The organism is Streptomyces sp. NPDC002701 (assembly GCF_042889045.1).
In the GTDB taxonomy this organism is placed as follows: Bacteria; Actinomycetota; Actinomycetes; order Streptomycetales; family Streptomycetaceae; genus Streptomyces.
In genome coordinates, this window is sequence record NZ_JBIAQL010000010.1 from 268,963 (window position 1) to 285,950 (window position 16,988).

14 protein-coding genes and 1 riboswitch are annotated in these 16,988 nt (G+C 71.5%); of the genes, 7 read left to right on the forward strand and 7 right to left on the reverse strand.

The window, feature by feature from the left end; genetic code table 11:
* Positions 1-11 precede the first annotated feature (11 nt).
* Positions 12-1,088 carry a DMT family transporter gene (locus ACFYXC_RS25985; protein ID WP_389554243.1) on the forward strand — a complete coding sequence of 359 codons (1,077 nt, stop codon included), beginning with the start codon at positions 12-14 and terminating at the stop codon, positions 1,086-1,088.
* A 39-nt stretch (positions 1,089-1,127) separates the two neighbouring features.
* Here ACFYXC_RS25985 and ACFYXC_RS25990 read toward each other — a convergent pair whose 3' ends face one another.
* Entirely contained in the window at positions 1,128-2,459 is a 1,332-nt protein-coding gene (locus ACFYXC_RS25990; RefSeq protein ID WP_389554244.1) for an aminotransferase class I/II-fold pyridoxal phosphate-dependent enzyme, read from the reverse strand.
* A gap of 104 nt (positions 2,460-2,563) precedes the next feature.
* Here ACFYXC_RS25990 and ACFYXC_RS25995 point away from each other — a divergent pair, with 104 nt between their 5' ends.
* Complete coding sequence (locus ACFYXC_RS25995) at positions 2,564-3,241, forward strand: pyridoxamine 5'-phosphate oxidase family protein (RefSeq protein ID WP_389554245.1); 678 nt, start codon at positions 2,564-2,566, stop codon at positions 3,239-3,241.
* Between the two features lie 89 nt (positions 3,242-3,330).
* Here the strand turns inward: ACFYXC_RS25995 and ACFYXC_RS26000 are convergent, their stop codons facing one another.
* From ACFYXC_RS26000 to ACFYXC_RS26010, 3 genes are all read right to left on the reverse strand, one after another.
* Positions 3,331-4,341: a DMT family transporter gene (locus tag ACFYXC_RS26000; protein WP_389554246.1), complete on the reverse strand. Its 1,011-nt coding sequence runs from the start codon at positions 4,339-4,341 to the stop codon at positions 3,331-3,333.
* A gap of 197 nt (positions 4,342-4,538) precedes the next feature.
* Entirely contained in the window at positions 4,539-5,072 is a 534-nt protein-coding gene (locus ACFYXC_RS26005; protein ID WP_389554247.1) for a Clp protease N-terminal domain-containing protein, read from the reverse strand.
* Between the two features lie 256 nt (positions 5,073-5,328).
* On the reverse strand, positions 5,329-5,979 hold the full coding sequence (locus ACFYXC_RS26010) for a PadR family transcriptional regulator (protein WP_389554248.1): 651 nt from the start codon (positions 5,977-5,979) through the stop codon (positions 5,329-5,331).
* 163 nt (positions 5,980-6,142) lie between these two features.
* On the opposite strand from ACFYXC_RS26010, the gene ACFYXC_RS26015 reads away from it, so the two are divergent.
* The gene (locus tag ACFYXC_RS26015; RefSeq protein WP_389554249.1) at positions 6,143-6,961 is read left to right on the forward strand and encodes a PhzF family phenazine biosynthesis protein; all 819 of its coding nucleotides are present in this window, start codon (positions 6,143-6,145) and stop codon (positions 6,959-6,961) included.
* 73 nt (positions 6,962-7,034) lie between these two features.
* Here ACFYXC_RS26015 and ACFYXC_RS26020 read toward each other — a convergent pair whose 3' ends face one another.
* The gene (locus ACFYXC_RS26020; RefSeq protein WP_388920320.1) at positions 7,035-7,835 is read right to left on the reverse strand and encodes a CPBP family intramembrane glutamic endopeptidase; all 801 of its coding nucleotides are present in this window, start codon (positions 7,833-7,835) and stop codon (positions 7,035-7,037) included.
* Between the two features lie 203 nt (positions 7,836-8,038).
* Between ACFYXC_RS26020 and ACFYXC_RS26025 the strand changes: the two genes are divergently transcribed.
* Complete coding sequence (locus ACFYXC_RS26025; RefSeq protein ID WP_389554250.1) at positions 8,039-9,808, forward strand: substrate-binding domain-containing protein; 1,770 nt, start codon at positions 8,039-8,041, stop codon at positions 9,806-9,808.
* 32 nt (positions 9,809-9,840) lie between these two features.
* On the opposite strand, the gene ACFYXC_RS26030 is transcribed toward ACFYXC_RS26025, so the two are convergent.
* The gene (locus ACFYXC_RS26030; RefSeq protein ID WP_388920326.1) at positions 9,841-11,361 is read right to left on the reverse strand and encodes a glutamate--cysteine ligase; all 1,521 of its coding nucleotides are present in this window, start codon (positions 11,359-11,361) and stop codon (positions 9,841-9,843) included.
* Between the two features lie 668 nt (positions 11,362-12,029).
* Between ACFYXC_RS26030 and ACFYXC_RS26035 the strand changes: the two genes are divergently transcribed.
* Together ACFYXC_RS26035 and ACFYXC_RS26040 are read left to right on the forward strand one after the other, a co-directional pair.
* Positions 12,030-12,620, forward strand: coding sequence for a hypothetical protein (locus ACFYXC_RS26035; protein WP_389554251.1), 591 nt, complete (start codon positions 12,030-12,032; stop codon positions 12,618-12,620).
* Positions 12,621-13,000: 380 nt separating this feature from the next.
* Positions 13,001-13,204, forward strand: a complete 204-nt coding sequence (locus ACFYXC_RS26040; RefSeq protein ID WP_388920377.1) for a DUF5999 family protein — start codon at positions 13,001-13,003, stop codon at positions 13,202-13,204.
* A 102-nt stretch (positions 13,205-13,306) separates the two neighbouring features.
* On the opposite strand, the gene gcvP is transcribed toward ACFYXC_RS26040, so the two are convergent.
* Complete coding sequence (gene gcvP / locus ACFYXC_RS26045) at positions 13,307-16,192, reverse strand: aminomethyl-transferring glycine dehydrogenase (protein ID WP_389554252.1); 2,886 nt, start codon at positions 16,190-16,192, stop codon at positions 13,307-13,309.
* 181 nt (positions 16,193-16,373) lie between these two features.
* Positions 16,374-16,469, reverse strand: a riboswitch (glycine riboswitch).
* A 103-nt stretch (positions 16,470-16,572) separates the two neighbouring features.
* Between gcvP and ACFYXC_RS26050 the strand changes: the two genes are divergently transcribed.
* Positions 16,573-16,920, forward strand: a complete 348-nt coding sequence (locus ACFYXC_RS26050) for a PRC-barrel domain-containing protein (RefSeq protein WP_388920335.1) — start codon at positions 16,573-16,575, stop codon at positions 16,918-16,920.
* Positions 16,921-16,988: the final 68 nt, after the last annotated feature.

Below are 16,988 nucleotides of genomic sequence, written 5' to 3' on the forward strand. Positions count from 1 at the left end.
AGTTTTCTCGCTTGTCCTACGAGATCGTTTCCGTCATCGTGAACCGCATGAGCGCCCCGACCGAGTCCCGTGCCTCCCTTCCCGCCGCCGCACCCCACCCCCGCCCGGCTCCGGACACAGCTCCGAACCCGCCGCACACACCTCCGGGCACGACTGCGGTACGGGCGCCGGACGCGGCTCCGGCTCCGGCCCTCGACTGGCGGCTGCGCTTCGGTGCCCTCTCCCTCGTCTGGGGCTTCAGCTTCCTCCTCATCAAGGTGGGCACGGACGGCTACGCACCCTTCCAGGTGACCCTCGGCCGCCTGCTGTTCGGCACGCTGGTGCTGGCCGTCGCGATGGCCTGGAAGCGTGAACGCCTCCCGCGCGGGGCCCGCACCTGGGGGCATCTGGCGGTCGCGGCCCTCTTCCTCAACGCGCTGCCCTTCTCCCTGTTCGCGTACTCCGAGCTCACGATCCCGTCCACGCTGGCGGGCATCTGCAACGCGACCTCACCCCTGTGGGGCATGGCCCTGTCGATGGTCGCCCTCTCCGAGGACCGGCCCAACCGCCGCCGCGTGGCCGGCCTCGGCATCGGGTTCCTCGGCGTCCTGACGGTGCTCGGCGCCTGGCAGGGCTTCCACGGCCTGGACGCCGCCGGCACCGCCATGGCCCTGCTGGCCTCGCTCAGCTACCCGATCGGCTGGATCTACGTCCGCCGCACACTGGCCGGCTCCGGTCACTCCCACCTGTCGCTGACCGGCGCCCAACTGCTGCTCGCGACGGTGCAACTGGCGGTCGTGACACCCCTGTTCACCTCGGCACCGACCCACTTCGCGCTCGTGCCGCTGCTCGCGGTGATCGCGCTGGGCGCTCTCGGCACGGGCTTCGCCGTCCTCATCCAGTACGGTCTGGTCGCCGAGGTCGGCCCGACGACGGCCCAGATGGTCACGTACTTCATCCCGGTCATCGCCACCGCCGCGGGGGTCGCGATCCTCGGCGAGTCGCTGACCTGGTCGACGCCGGTGGGCGCGGCCATCGTCCTGGCGGGTGCGGCACTCACCCAGACCAGGGCCGGAAACTCGCCGTCCCGCCCGAAGAACCCGTCCTGACGGACCGGCGGTCACACCGCCACGGACGGCGTGACCGCATCAGACGTACCGCCGGGCCGGCGCCGGCCCCACCGCCACGGCGACGGCGACGGCCAGCGCCGCCGCCTCACCCGGGGCGAGCGTCGACACGGTGATGCGCAGCCCGGGTGCCGCGTTCATCCGGAAGCGGGCCCCCGGCGCCACGGCCCAGCCGGCGTGCAGCAGCCGCGCGACGGCCCCGGTCTCGTCCGGGACGGGCACCCACACGTTCATACCGCTGCGTCCGTGCGCCTCGATGCCACGGTCCGCGAGCGCGCCGATCAGCGCGTCCCGGCGCCGCCCGTACGCCGACGCGACCGCCGGGGTGTCCACGGCACCGCCCGACCACAGCCGCACGACGGCCCGTTGCAGCAGCAGGCTCACCCAGCCGGGCCCCAGCCGCTGCCGCCCCTGGACGCGGTCCATGGTGACGGTGTCGCCGGTGACCACCGCCAGCCGCAGATCGGGGCCGTACGCCTTCGCGACCGACCGCAGGAACGCCCAGTGCCGGGTCACGCCGGCCAGCGGATGCGGGGGCAGGTCGACGATGCGGTGCCCGTGGTCGTCCTCGACGAGCAGGGTCTGCGGGTACTCCTCCAGCACGGCGCGAAGGGCACGCGCGCGCGTGGCGCCCACCGCGGCGCCGGTCGGGTTCTGCGCACGGTCGGTGACGACCAGGGCCCGCGCCCCGCCTTCCAGCGCGGCTCGCACGTCGCGGGGCAGCGGCCCGTCGCCGTCGACGCCGACCGGAACGGCCCGTAGTCCGAGAGCCGGGACCAGGTCGAGCACGCTGTGCCAGCCGGGGTCCTCGACGGCGACCGCGTCCCCCGGCCGCAGATGGGCGGCCAGTACCCGCTCTATCGCGTCCAGTGACCCCGAGGTGACGACGACCGGCCCGTCCGGCACGCCGTCCGCGTCGAGGTCCGCGCGGGCCAGCCGCGCCAGGCCGGGATCCACGGCAGCCGCTCCGTAGAGCGTCGGTGCACGGTCCGAGAGCTCCGCGGCCGCCGTCAGCGCCTCCGTGAGCGAGGGCAGCAGAGCCGGGTCCGGATTGCCGTCGGACAGGTTCCGCACCCCGGGCGGCACGTCCGGGCGGGACAGCTCCCGAGCGGTCGTCACGGGCTTGGGGCGGACACGGCTGCCGCGCCGGCCCGCCGTCTCGATGACCCCGCGCTCGCGCAGCGTGCGGTAGGCGGCCGCGACGGTGTTGGGATTCACCTCCAGCCGTGTCGCCAACTCCCGCATGGGCGGCAGCAGTTGCCCGGGCTCCAGCTCGCCCGAGCCCACCGCGCGCTCGACACTGGCCGCAATCTCGGCTGCGCGTCTGCCTTCGATCCGATACTCTCCTAGCACAAAGCAGAGTATGCACTAGTGCAAAACACTTCGCAAGATGGACGCGGTGCCTGACAGCCCGCCGCCCGCGCGTACAGACGACCACGCTGACCTGGAGAGACACCATGACGGAGACGGCCGCCCCGCGCCCCGACAGCTACACCCCGACCGACCGCACCGTCCCCACCCGCTCCCGGGAGCGCGCCGCGTACGACCACAACCTGGTGCACGCGATCCTCGACGAGGGATACGTGTGCCATCTCGGGTTCGTCCGGGACGGGGCGCCGGTCGTGCTGCCCACGCTGTACGGGCGGGTCGGCCGGCGGCTCTACGTGCACGGCTCGACGGGTTCGCGTCCGCTGCGGATGGCCGGGCAGGCCGACCCCGGCCTGCCGGTGTGCCTCACGGTCACGCACGTCGACGGGCTGGTGCTGGCCCGCTCGGCCTTCCACCACTCGATCAACTACCGCTCGGTGGTGGTGCACGGCGTGGCGCAGCAGGTGACGGACCCGGACGAGAAGCGGCAGGCCCTGGACGCGCTCGTCGACCACGTGGTGCCCGGCCGCTCGTACGACTCCAGGCCCGCCGACGCCAAGGAACTGGCCGCCACCGCCGTGCTGCGGCTGGACCTCGACGAGGTCTCGGCCAAGTTGCGCACCGGCGGTCCGAACGACGAGCCCGAGGACCTCGGCCTCCCCCACTGGACCGGAGTCGTCCCGGTCCACAGGACCCACGGAGCACCCGTCCCCGCCGCCGACCTGGCCCCCGGCATAGAGATCCCCGACTACCTGACGACGCTCTGACGCCCCTCGCGTGTCCGTGCCGGGTGGGCCCTACAGGGGTGGGCCCACCCGGCAAGGTCACGCGACGCCGCCGGGTCGCCTACCGGCCCTCAGACAGCGGTTTCCCGCCCGGACAGCTCGCTCTCGGTGCCCGCGGCACCGCGCGCCACCGGCTCCGGGGACGCCTTGGCGGGCGTGGACGTCTGCGCGATGAAGGCACCGCACAGCACCACCGCTCCGCCGATGATCTGCGGCGCCGAGAGGTGCTCGCCCAGCAGGACCCAGGCCAGGACGGTCGCGATGACCGCTTCGAGGCACGCCACGACCCCCGCCACCTGCGGTGAGAGCCTGCGCACCGCCAGGACGCCGGTCACGTAGGCGACGACGGTCGCGATCAGCACGATCCAGCCCAGCAGCAGTGAGGCCGCGACGGACGTGCCGTCCAGGTCCGCGCTGCCCCGCAGGACCGACCAGTCCATGCCCCACGGCCGCGCCACGACCGTCAGGACGAGGGCGCCGACGAGCAGCCCGTACGCGATGACGCCGAGCGGGGCCGGCGCCGCCTCGCCCGCGTCGCCGCCCTGGTCGGACAGGACGAAGTAGCCGACCTGACAGCAGGCGGCGCCGAGCGCGAGCAGCAGCCCGAGGACGTCGAAGCTCAGCCCCGCCCACACCTCGACGACGCAGGCGAGCCCGCCGACGGCGAGGACGACACCGAGGGCCGCGGCGCGGGTGACGGGCCTGCGCTGCACGAACCGCACCCACCCGAGGACCAGCGCCGGCGCCAGGTATTCGACGAGCAGCGCGACCCCGACGGGTATGCGGGAGATCGAGGCGAAGTAGCAGGCTTGGACACCCGCGACGGCCAGCAGTCCGAACCCGGCGAGCAGCAGGGGACGCTCTCGCACCAGGCGCCGGTGGCGTACGGCGAGCGGCAGCATGACCAGTGCGGCGCCCGCGACGCGCAGCCACACCACGTGCAGGGGGTCGAGTCCCGCTTCGATCAACGGTTTGGCGGCGACGCCCGATCCCCCGAAGGCGACCGCCGACCCGAGCGCCAGCCCGAGCCCGACGCCTCTCCCGTGGGAACCTTCACCGCTCGTCGACGTATGCACCGGCACATGATGACAGGCGACGACAGGTGCGTCACGTCCGTTGACACCTGTCTCAACGACTGGACGCGCCGGACGCGCTGTACGCACTGGTCCTGCTGGACCCGCCGTCGGACGTGCCGGACCGTCCCGCGGCCAAGCAGGGCACTTCGGCGGCACCTCGGCGGCACCTCGGCACCGTCCCGGGCGACCGCGCCCGGCGCGGCTCAGGCGCCTATTCCGCGCTCCGCCGTGCCGTCCAGGCGCACCAGCAGCTCCCGCACGTCGATCCCCGCACGCCCCAGCACCTCCGCGGCCCGCGACCCGGGTTCGGTGACGAGGGCGGCGAGCAGGTCGACCCCGCCCGCGAGCCGCTCGCCCCGCCCCGTGGCACGCTCGTACGCGGCCACCACGGCACGGGCCGCCACCGGCGACCACGCCTCCCCGGACACCGCCGGCACGGCCCCGGAGTTCTCGACGGAGGTCTGCCAGCGGAGCCCGTAGCCGATGCTGCGCTGGACGAGGTAGCCGAGCAGCCGGGCGACCTGCGGGCCGCTCTCGAAGGCGTCGCCCACCTCGGGGTCCGACTCCAGGAGCGAGTGCAGCAGATGGGCTGTGTCGATCTGCCGGTCCCCGTCCCGCAGTGCCCTTCTGCGCGCACCGGCCACCACGGCCGCCAGCTCCGCGCCGAGGTACCTCTCGACGTCCACGCGGACCGGGCCGCGTCCGTCGGCCTGCTGATGGGGATCACGGTCTTGCACGGTATCCACCTCATCAGTCCCCCTGCGCCCGGTCATCCTCGCGGGGAAGCATTCTCGCGTCCGACACAGGGTGGGCCCCGGCGTCCGGCGCCTCCTCCTCACGGATGACATCACGCCGTTCTCCCGGTCGCCGCGCGCGCCGCCTTGTCACCGCGCGGGCCGGTCACGTAGGGACACCCCGCACGCACACACGCAGAAGGGGGTACTTCGCAGGCGAAGTACCCCCTTGTCACGGCCCTTCGGACCAGGTGCGCCATCAGTCCTCGTCGGCGAGGATCAGATACAGCTTCTTGCGCGTCTCGTTGATGAGGGACAGGGCCTTCTCGCGCTGCTCCTTGCTGCCGGTCTTCCAGACCTGCCCGAACGCCTCCATCAGACCGAAGCCGGCCTGCCGGATGTCGCTCAGCGCCTCCCAGTCGACCCCGCGGCCCGCGTCCTCCCAGGGGGCTTCCGCACCCTCGTCGGCCGCGACGCGACCCGGTTCGGTCAGCGAGAACAGCTTCTTGCCGCCCTCGGTCGCACTGCTGATCAGACCCTCGTCCTCCAGCAGCTGCAGGGTGGGGTACACCGAGCCCGGGCTGGGCTTCCACGCGCCGCCACTGCGCTCGACGATCTCCTGGATCATCTCGTAGCCGTGCATGGGCCGGTCCTTGAGCAGCGCCAGGATCGAGGCGCGCACATCACCGCGCCGCGCCCGGCCGCGCGGTCCGCCCCGGCCTCCGCGCCCGCCCCAGGGTCCCGGACCGAAGCCGGGACCACCGAAACCGGGCCCGAAGGGACCGAACGCCGCGCGCAGCCCTTCGAAGCCACCCCTGTCGGCACCGCCGGGACCACCCCGGCCATGCCCACGACCCCGTCCGTGACCGGGGCCGAAGCCCGGTCCGTATTCCTCTCCATGGGAACGCATCGCCATCACTCCATTCCATCGTTGATCTGTCGCGATGCGTCAACGATATATCGGAATAGTTCGGTAGGCAAGGCTTCACCGAACCCGGACGTGCGGACCGCGAGTCCACCGACCCCGGATTGGCCTTGGCCCGCGCCTCCGGTCAGCGCCTACCGTCCGGCGTATGCGGATTCGAATCGTGGACGCCTTCACCGACCGACCCTTCGCCGGGAACCCGGCCGGGGTCCTCCTCCTCGACGCCTCGGCGTCCTTCCCGGACGACGCCTGGCTGCAGAACGTGGCCCTTGAGGTCAACCACGCCGAGACGGCGTTCGCCCATCCCCTTCCGGAGGGCGGCGACACCGACTGGGCGCTTCGCTGGTTCACCCCCGCCGCCGAGGTCGCGATGTGCGGCCACGCGACCCTCGCCACCGCCCACGTCCTGGCCACCACGGGGGCCGCCCGGGGCCCCGTACGGTTCGTGACGCGAAGCGGCGTGCTCATCGCGACGCCGCTCGACGACGGCTCCATCACGCTGGACTTCCCGACCGCCCCGCTCACCCCGGTCGAGATCCCGCCCGGTGTCGCCGAGGACCTCGGCGCCGAGCCGCTGACCACGCACGACACCGGCCCGAACATCGGCGACCTGCTCGTCGAACTCGCCGACGAGAAGACCGTCCTCGGCCTGGCACCCGACCTGGTGTCCCTCGGCCGCCACTCCGAGCGCGGAATCATCGCGACGGCCCGCGCCGAGGACCCCTCCCGGGGTTACGACTTCGTCTCCCGCTGTTTCTTCCCGAACATCGGCATCGACGAGGACCCGGTCACCGGCAGCGCCCACACGGCCCTCGCCCCGTTCTGGTCGCAGCGCCTCGGCCGCCCCGAACTCACCGGGCTCCAGGCGTCGCCCCGCTCAGGACGGGTCCGCACCGAGCTGCGCGGTGACCGCACCCTTCTCTCCGGCCGCGCGGTGACCGTGATCGAGGGCGACCTGCTCGCCTAGGGCGTGTCGGCGCAGGCAGGACGAAGGGGCGCACGGTGTGGCCGTACGCCCCTTCGTCCTGCCGCCGTTCCGCTCAGGCGGTGGGCAGCCACCCCACCTTCCCCGCCAGCAGCGCGTACCCCACGAACGCCCCGATGTCGAGGAGCGAGTGGGCGACCACCAGCGGTCCGATCCGGCCCCAGCGGCGGTACAGGTAGACGAAGACCACGCCCATCACCATGTTGCCGATGAACCCGCCGATGCCCTGGTAGAGGTGGTACGAGCCGCGCAGCACCGAGCTGGCGACCAGGGCGGTGACCGGCGTCCAGCCCAGCTGGCCGAGCCGGCGCAGCAGGTAACCGACGACGATGACCTCCTCCAGGACCGAGTTCTGGAGCGCGGAGAGGATCAGCACCGGATACTTCCACCACACCTCGGGCAGTGCCTCCGGCACCACGGTGAGGTTGAACCCGAGCCCGCGGGCCGCCAGGTAGAAGGCGATGCCCGAGCTGCCGATGACCGCGGCGATCCCGGCGCCGCGGGCCAGATCGAACCAGGGACGCGTGCGGTCGAACCCGAGGGTGCGCAGCCCTTCGCCCTCGCGGAGCAGGAAGTGCGCGACGAGGGCGACCGGCACCAGCGCGGACGCGATGCCGAACAGTTGCCAGGCCAGGTCGAGCCACGGACGGCCGGGGGCGGCCGAGGCGTTGAGGGTGGCCGCCTGGTCCTTGAGACCTCCGGGTCTGGTGACCGAGCCGACGAAGCTGATGAGCGCGGAGACCCCGCTCGCCCCGAGCGAGACTCCCAGCACGAGCAGTGTCTCGTCCCGGAGAATCCGCCGCGCGGGGCGTCCCTCGGGGGAAGAATCAGCCACCGGCCCCTGCGCCACCTGCACTCCTGCCTCCAGTTGAGTAATCCCGCCGCATCGCCATCTTCGCCCCGCTAGGGTCTCGAAAGAACATACGAAGATCGTGCGCGGCAGGCCGTCGACGGACGGACGTCATGGGGGGCGCACTCACCCTGTGCCATACCATTCGGCCATTTCACCTTTCACGGCTTCAACGGCTCCGGGCTCGATCAGGGAGGGGCACCACCGCCATGGGACGTCACAGCTTGCCCGACGGGCCACGCAGGAGCGGCACCGGCCCCCGGACACGTGCGCGCCGCCGCAGGGTGGCGCTCGCGACAGCCCTCGTGCTGGCCCTGGCCGCCGGCACCGTGGCCGCGGTCGACGGCGGTCTGCTCTCCTTCGGCTCGTCCTGCTGGGACGACTCGGTGCGGCTGCGGATCGCCGCCGCTCCCGGCATCGCCCCCGCGCTCAAGGACGCGGCCGAGTACGCCCGGGACAACGACGTGACCTCCGACGGCAGCTGCCTCGACGTCCAGGTGACCGCCCGCGACTCCTACGAGGTCGCGGACGCCCTGCGGTCGAAGCGGAAGGAGGCGGCCGGCTTCGAGGCGTGGGTACCGGACTCGGGCGTATGGGTGAACCGGGTCCTGGCGGACAACCAGTCGACCTCGGTGACGCCCGCCGGCAACGTCGCCCTGTCGCCCGTCGGAGTGGCCATGATCCCGACGGCCGCGAAGTCCCTCGGGTGGCCGGAGAAGGAGTACTCCTGGACCGAGCTGGCGGGCGCGACCATGGCGAGCGAACGTCTGAAGCTCGGCGCGGGCGACCCTGCGCGCAGCGCCACCGGACTGCTCGCGCTGACCCAGCTGGCCCGGACGGCGAGCAGGTCGAAGGACGGCGACACCCTCGCGGCGGCCACCGCGAAAGCCCTCTCGCAGCGCACCTCCGACAGCGACGCCCAGGTCCTGGACACCCTGCCACGCGATCTGTCCGGCACCGAGCAGGGCAACCCGAAGCGCAACCAGGCACTGATCCTCTCCGAGCAGGCCGCGTTCGCCTACAACGCGTCGGCGGACAGCGGCGACGACCTCGACCTCTTCTACCCGAAGGACGGCGCGCCGCGGCTCGACCATCCGTTCGCGCTGGTCGACGAGCCGACTCTGACCACGGACGAGAGCCGGGCGGCGCTGCGGTTCATGACGCTCCTTGGCGAGGCCGACGGCCGCAGGATCCTGGAGAGGCACGGCTTCCGTACGGACGAGGACGACATCCCGGCCGAGCTGGTGTCCAAGGCCGGCGGCCGCGCCCCGCAGCCGTACGAGGAGGTGCCGGAGAAGCCGGCCACGGACAAGGAGATCGACGAGGCCCTCGGCACCTGGACGATCACCGTGCAGAGCGCCCGGCTCACCACGGTCGTCGACGTCTCCTCGTCCATGTCGGACCCGGTGCCGGGCACGAGCGAGTCCCGTATGGACGTGACCAGGGCGGCGTTGCTCCAGGCCCTGGCCACCTTCACCCCGGAGGACGAGATCGGGCTGTGGAAGTTCTCCACGAAGCTCGACGGCAAGCGCGACTACCGCGTCCTGGTACCCACCGGCCGGCTGGGTGACCGGGTGGGCGGCAGCACCCAGCGGGAACGGCTGTCGGCGGCGTTCAGCGGGCTCAAGCCGGTCCCGAAGGGCCAGACCGGCCTGTACGACACCACGCTGGCCGCGTACAAGGCGGCGACCGCCTCCTACAGCAAGGGAAAGTTCAACGCGCTCGTCCTGCTGACCGACGGTGTGAACCAGGATCCGGGAAGCATCTCGCGCTCCGGGCTGGTCGCCGCACTGCGCCGCCTCACCGACCCGGAGCGCCCCGTACCCATGATCGCGATCGCCGTGGGCCCGGCGGCCGACCGGGACGAGCTGAGCGAGGTCGCCGAGGCCACCGGCGGATCGGGACACTCGGTCACCGATCCGTCCCAGATCCACTCGGTGATCCTGAAGGCCGTCGTGAAGGCGGGCAACAGGAGCTGACCCCATCACCCGGCTTCCCGGCCTCGGCCTCGTCACCCCAGGGGCACCGCGGGCTCCCGCGGTCCGACCGGCCAGGTGTGCACCGGCTCGCCGAGGTGCATCAGCTCGCTGTACCGCTTCGTCGTGGCGGCCAGCGCGGCCTCCCGCCCCATGCCGCTCTCCAGCGCCTCGTGGAACGTGCGGGACTGCCAGGAGGCCCCGTTGACCCCGCGCTTGCACCGCTCCTCGATCACGCCGAGGTAGAGGTCCCGGTCGGCCGGCTCGACGCCCCACGCGTCCAGGCCCTCCGCCGCGAGGGGCAGCAACTCGTCCAGCACGAGCCGCACCGCGGGCATCCGCGTGACCCCGCCGTACCGGCCGCGCCGCGGCCACTCCAGCTGTGCGTCGATGCCGTACCGGCAGGCATGGTCGAAGTTGGCGGCCGCGGCCTCGAAGGGCAGCCTGGTCCAGACCGGCCGCGTCTCGCTGGCGAGGGCGCGTACGAGTCCGTAGTAGAAGACCGCGTTGGCGACGGTGTCGATCACGGTGGGGCCCGCGGGCAGCACGCGGTTCTCGACCCGCAGGTGCGGGACGCCGTCCTCGATGTCGTACACCGGCCGGTTCCAGCGGTAGATGGTGCCGTTGTGCAGCACGAGTTCGGCGAGCCGCGGGATGCCGCCCTCGTCGAGGACGCGCATCGGGTCCTCCTCGTCGCGGATGGGCAACAGCGGAGGGAAGAAGCGCAGGTTCTCCTCGAAGAGGTCGTACGCCGAGGAGATCCACCGCTCACCGAACCAGGTGCGCGGCCGCACCCCCTGAGCCTGCAGCTCGGGCGGACGCGTGTCGGTGGACTGCAGGAACAGTGGCGGCCTGGACTCGCGCCACAGCTCGCGGCCGAAGAGGAACGGCGAGTTGGCGCCGACGGCGATCTGTGCCGCCGCCGCGACCTGCGCGGCGTTCCACACGTCGGCGAACCGGTCGGGCGTGACCTGGAGGTGCAACTGCACCGAGGTGCAGGCCGCTTCGGGCGCGATGGACGCCGACGTGCAGCTGAGCCGCTCCACGCCCTCGATGTCCAGGGTGAAGTCCTCGCCACGGGCCGCGACGATCTGGTCGTTGAGCAGTGTGTAGCGGTCCACGTCGGAGAGGTTCGCGGAAATCAGGTCGTCGCGGGCGAGAGTCGGCAGAATGCCGATCATCACGATTCCGGCGTCGACCTCCTTCGCTTTCCGGTGCGCATACGCGAGAGAAGTGCGCAACTCCTCGGCGAGCCGGTCGAATACGCGGCCTTCCAGCCGGTGGGGAGCTATGTTTACTTCCAGATTGAACATGGCGAGCTCTGTTTGGAAATCCTGACTGGCGATGCGCTCCAGTACTTGCGCATTCATCATTCTCGGCATGCCGTCAGGGCCTGCGAGATTCAGCTCGATCTCCATGCCCATGAGATTCTTGGGACGGTCGAACTGCTTCTCCTCCAACAACCGCGCCAGTCCCTCCAGGCACTGCTGGAGCTTTTCTCGGTACCGTCGGCGGTCGGACAGACCGATCGTCCCCGCCACCACGTTCTCCCCCATCGGAGCTTCCCTCCTCGGCCGGGCAGCCCGAAGAACCGGCCGCTGGTGTACCGGGCCACCGGTGATGATGCCCAGCCAATATGATCGATAACGCCCCGGAGCGACCCCCCGGGCACTACTCTGGACTCAGATTCCTCCGGGCACATTCACCAGGCATGAAGCGCCGTGTTTTGTCGACGGTCGGTACTGTCGTGAAAAACGCCGACGAGAACCGGCCGTCCCCTTCGGCGGAGTATTCCGAGGTCATCGACGCGTACCCGCCGGGAACCCCGGTCAAACGCATGCCACAACGACCTAATTGCCTCTTGCACTCACTGTGCGGGACGGCTAGCCGAAACATCGCCTGAACATACGTCGTATAAACTCCGCGAACGAGGCAGAGAGTTGGCGCCCGCGGTCGCAGAGCCTGTCGTCGAAGTGACGTCTTCGCCGAAGGGTGTGCCGCGCGGCGTCCGGTGCGTGCGATCGCGACGGCACCGGAGACATCTGATGGCGGCGCCACCAGGTCCCTCCGGCGATGCGGTGAGCACGCGCGCCGGACATCGCGCGGCAGGTGTCCCTTCGACGACAGGCCCCGCGCCCCCGCCCCCCTTTGACCCAGGAAGCTGACAGCGTCGTCCGCCCCCGCCCCCGCGCCACCATGCCTGTCGAATGAGAGGCGATCCACCATGCCGCTGCACGTCCCTCCGGCTCCCGCGCCGGCCCTGCGCACCGTGCTCACGGCCCTCGGTTCCCCCACCGCGGTCCGCGAAGCCCGTACCCCGTCCCTGCGCGACACCCAGGGACCCCTCACCGCCGAACTCCCCCTGCCCGTCCACGTGCTCGACCGGATCACCCCGGCCGGCACCTCGGCCACCCGCCTCGCCGGATGGCGCTTCCTCATCCGCTGCCACGAACGCGCCGTGGCCGCCGCGGAGACCCGGCTGACCCCCGACGGCTACGCCTTCTCCCACTTCTTCGAGGGCCCGTACGTCACCGCGACCGAGCGCGCGCTGCGCCAGGCGGAGACGATGCCGGGTTCGTACCAGCCACGTCTGCTCTCGGTACCCGAGTTGTACATGCTCACACTCTGGCTGCACGGCGACTTCACCGCCGACGGCACCGGAGGTCTCCTGGCCGCCACGGATCTGCTGGTGCCCCTGGCGCCCGCCCCGCCCGGCATCGCCGCCCACCGCCCACACCGCGTGGCCGACCTGCTGCCCGTCCTGACCCACCGGCTCACTCCGGCGCCCACGCCGCTGCTCGGCTCACCCGCCTGAGAGCTTCCCGGCTCCCGTGCCCCGCGGCCGCCACCCCGGCCGCGGGGCACATCGGCGTGCCCGGGGCACCCCTGGGGGCGGTGTCGCGTGGAGTGACGTCAGGGGAACGCTGCGCACCCCCGGCCCGTACGGACTAGCCCCATCAGGCCATGCCGAACCACCCGAAGAGACGGCGGAGTTGGGATGAACCGTCCGCACGGGTGATGCGTCATCAACCTGTGAGGACTGCTGCCGCAAAATCCCTGCGGATTGACGCCCGTAGGGCAACACTGGGTTCCGGACCATCTGACAAACGGGGGGCGGCCATGGACACCGGTTCCAGCCGCAAGACGGACGACACATCGATCACCGACCTCACACCGAAGCGAAAGATCCCATCCATGTGCCAGCACCAGCGACCGTGCCCGACAGCCGACTCCGCCGACCGGGAAGCCGCGCTCCTCGTGGCGCACCACCCGGAGCAGGGATGGAGCCTGCTGTGCAACGGCGTCCTGCTCTTCGAGGACACCGGTGAGATCCTGCCGGACGGCCGGATCATCGCTCCGCACCGGCCGCTGGCCATGGATGTGATGACCGCCGCCTGAGCGGCACGGCGCACCACGGGCGGCGGGGCAGGCCGCCCGGACATCTGCGGGGCCGGTCGGGAAACACTCCCGGGACCGGCCCCGACGCATGTCCGGCGGTGACTACTCCTCGTAGGCGTCCAGCGGCGGGCAGGAACAGACCAGGTTCCGGTCGCCGTACGCCTGGTCGACCCGCCGCACCGGCGGCCAGTACTTGTCGGCCGCCGAGACGCCGCCCGGGAACACGGCCTCCGCGCGGCTGTACGCGTGCTCCCACGTCCCGCCGAGCGCCGCCGCCGTGTGCGGGGCGTTGCGCAGCGGGTTGTCGTCCGCGGTCCACTCGCCCGAGCCGACCTTCTCGATCTCCGCATGGATGGCGATCATCGCGTCGCAGAACCGGTCGAGTTCGGTCAGGTCCTCGCTCTCGGTGGGCTCGATCATCAGCGTGCCGGCCACCGGGAACGACATCGTCGGCGCGTGGAACCCGTAGTCGATGAGCCGCTTGGCGACGTCGTCGACGCTCACACCGGTCGCCTTCGTCAGCGGCCGCAGATCGATGATGCACTCGTGCGCCACCAGGTCACCGGGACCCGTGTAGAGGACCGGGAAGTGCGGTTCCAAACGCTTGGCGACGTAGTTGGCGCTGAGGACGGCGACCTGCGTGGCCTGCTTGAGCCCTTCGCCGCCCATCAGCCGGACGTACGCCCACGAGATCGGCAGGATGCCCGCGGAGCCCCAGGGAGCCGCCGAGACCGGGCCCACGCCCGTCTCCGGTCCCGCGGCGGGCTGCAGCGGGTGGTTGGGCAGGTACGGCGCCAGGTGCGCGCGCACCCCGACCGGGCCGACGCCCGGGCCACCGCCGCCGTGCGGGATGCAGAACGTCTTGTGCAGGTTGAGGTGCGAGACGTCGCCGCCGAAGTGACCCGGCTTGGCGAGCCCGACCAGCGCGTTGAGGTTGGCGCCGTCCACGTAGACCTGGCCGCCCGCCTCGTGCACCTGCGCGCAGATGTCGGCGACGTGCTCCTCGAACACACCGTGCGTCGAGGGGTACGTGATCATCAGCACGGACAGCTCGTCACGGTACTGCTCGATCTTGGCCCGCAGGTCCTCGACGTCGATCTCGCCGTCCCCGGCGGTCTTCACGACGACGACCTTCATACCGGCCATCACGGCGCTGGCCGCGTTCGTGCCGTGCGCGGAGGACGGGATCAGGCAGACGGTGCGCTGCTCGTCGCCGTTGGCCCGGTGGTAGCCGCGGACGGCCAGCAGACCGGCCAGCTCGCCCTGCGAACCGGCGTTCGGCTGCAGCGACACCTTGTCGTAGCCGGTCACCTCGGCGAGCTGCTCCTCCAGCTCACGGATGAGCGTGAGGTAGCCCTGCGCCTGCTCGGCGGGCGCGAAGGGGTGCAGCTGCCCGAACTCGGGCCAGGTGACCGGCTCCATCTCGGTGGTCGCGTTCAGCTTCATGGTGCACGAGCCGAGCGGGATCATGCCCCGGTCCAGCGCGTAGTCACGGTCCGCGAGCCGGCGCAGGTAGCGCAGCATCGCGGTCTCGGAGCGGTACTGGTGGAAGACCGGGTGGGCGAGGTACACGTCGGTGCGCAGCAGCGTCGCCGGCAACGTGTCCTCGGCCGCCGCGTCCAGTGCCGCCACGTCGCCGTCGACGCCGAACGCCGACCAGACGGCGGCCAGCTGGGCCCGCGTGGTCGTCTCGTCGCAGGAGAGGGACAGGTGGTCGGCGTCCACCAGGTGGAGGTTGACCCCGCCCCGGCGGGCGGCGGCGAGCACCTCGGCCGCCCGGCCCGGCACCCGCACGGTGAGGGTGTCGAAGTACGCCTCGTGGACGACCTCGACTCCGCCCGCCGCCAGGCCCGCGGCGAGTATCGTGGCGTACCGGTGGGTACGCCGCGCGATGGTCTGCAGGCCCTCGGGCCCGTGGTACACGGCGTACATCCCGGCCATCACGGCGAGCAGCACCTGCGCCGTACAGATGTTGCTGGTGGCCTTCTCACGGCGGATGTGCTGCTCACGCGTCTGCAGGGCGAGCCGGTACGCCTTGTCGCCGTCCGCGTCGACCGAGACACCGACGAGCCGGCCGGGCAGGCTGCGCGCGAACTTCTCCCGTACGGCCATGTATCCGGCGTGCGGCCCGCCGAAGCCCATCGGCACACCGAAGCGCTGCGTCGTACCGACGGCGATGTCGGCGCCCAGCTCACCGGGCGAGGTGAGGAGGGTCAGGGCGAGCAGATCGGCGGCGACGGTGACGACCGCGCCCAGCTCGTGCGCCTGGTCGACGACGGGCTTGAGGTCCCGTACGGCACCGGAGGCGCCGGGGTACTGCAGGAGCACGCCGTTGATGTCGCGCTCGGCGAGCCCGGCGGGGATGCCGTCGCTCAGGTCGGCGACGACGACCTCGACACCGGCGGGTTCGGCGCGGGTACGGATCACGGCGACGGTCTGCGGCATGGTGTCCGCGTCGATGAGGAAGAGACCCTTCTTGTTCTTCCCCATGCGCCGCGACAGCGCCATGGCCTCGGCGGCCGCCGTGCCCTCGTCGAGCAGGGAGGCACCGGAGGTCGGCAGCCCCGTCAGGTCGGCGACCATGGTCTGGAAGTTCAGCAGGGCCTCGAGCCGCCCCTGGGAGATCTCGGGCTGGTAAGGCGTGTATGCCGTGTACCAGGCCGGGTTCTCCATCACATTGCGCAGGATGACGGGCGGCGTGAAGGTGCCGTAGTAGCCGAGCCCGATCATGGAGTCCAGCACCTGGTTGCGGTCCGCGAGGGAGCGCAGCTCGGCCAGCACGTCGGCCTCGGTGCGCGCGCCCGGCAGGTCGAGCGCGTCGGCGTTCTTGATCACGTCCGGCACCGCGGCGGCCGTCAGCTCGTCGAGCGAGCCGTACCCCACCTGCGCGAGCATCTTGGCGCGGGCCTCGGAGTCGGGCCCGATGTGACGCTGCTCGAAGGGGATTCCCTGTTCGAGCTCGGAGAGCGGAATACGAGGGGCGGTCATGGCGGGGGCCTCCTGGTCTGACGACCTTCGAGGGCACCACGGTGTGGGGCCCGAGCGGCCTCCCCCTCTGTCATCGCGACCTGAGAGCTTCACCGGACCGCCGCGGGGCGCTCCGGTTTTCACCGTCGGTGAGAGCGGAGACCGTCGAATACTCGAACACCGCTCTGCTTTCCAGAGTGACCTCGTCCATGCGGTACGTGTGCCTGAGAGATTCCGGGGAGGAGTTGCTCCTTCGGCGCCTCCGTCGTGGTCCGGAGGACTCTCCCGCATGGGGTCAGCAGCCGTTGCCCAGCGTACCAGCGGGTTCCCTCGAGTGGCCGCCCTCCCCAAAGTGCTCTTTCGTAGTGCTTACGGATGAGTTGCGAGCAGCTGGAGGGACCGTGCAGACCGACATCGATCCGCGCAACCTGATAGGTCGCAAGGCGTTCGACCGCGACGGCACGAGGATCGGCACCGTCGACGAGATCTACCTCGACGACGCCACCGGCGTACCGGAGTGGGCCGCCCTGCGCACCGGCCTGTTCAGCCGGGACGTCTTCGTCCCCCTGGAGCCCAGCGAGTTCGTCGACGGATCCCTGCGCATCCCGTTCGAACGTGCCCTGATCAGAGACGCCCCGGACTTCGGCGTGGGCCGCCACCTCTCCCCCGAACAGGAACTCCAGCTCTACCACCACTACGGCCTGGACACAGCCCCGGCCCCCCCATTCCCCACCCAAGAACCAGCCTGACCCCAACCTCCAGGGACCCGGGGAACGGCGCAGCCTTCCACCTTCAGGGGCGCGGGGAACGGCGCAAT